1 protein-coding gene is annotated in these 345 nt (G+C 62.0%); it reads right to left on the reverse strand.

From position 1 onward, the window contains the following. Positions 1-345: ABC transporter substrate-binding protein (locus tag AABA84_RS34910; RefSeq protein WP_338314365.1), on the reverse strand; the 345-nt coding region annotated here is incomplete at both ends.

The raw sequence follows: 345 nt of genomic DNA on the forward strand, positions 1-345 counted from the left end.
TGGCGGCGACCTTGAGCGGATCGTCGGTGCCGGCTTCCTTGATGGCGTTGAGATAGTGCATCACGCTGGAATAGACGCCGGCCTGCCACATCGACGGCATCTTGTTCATCTTGGCAAAATAGCGCTTCGACCATTCGCGGGTCTTGTCGTCCATGTCCCAGTAGAACGAGGTGGTCAGCAGCAGGCCTTGCGCCGCCTGCAGGCCGAGGCCGTGGATGTCGGTGATCAGCGCCAGCAGCGCCGCCATCTGCTGGCCGCCCTTGAACACGCCGAACTCCGAGCCGGTCTTGATCTCGTTCATGTTGTTGGGGGGGCCTGCGGCAATGCCGATGATCTTGGCCTTGG

Origin of the sequence: Bradyrhizobium sp. TM239, from assembly GCF_036247985.1 — a bacterium.
Classification (GTDB): domain Bacteria; phylum Pseudomonadota; class Alphaproteobacteria; order Rhizobiales; family Xanthobacteraceae; genus Bradyrhizobium; species Bradyrhizobium ottawaense.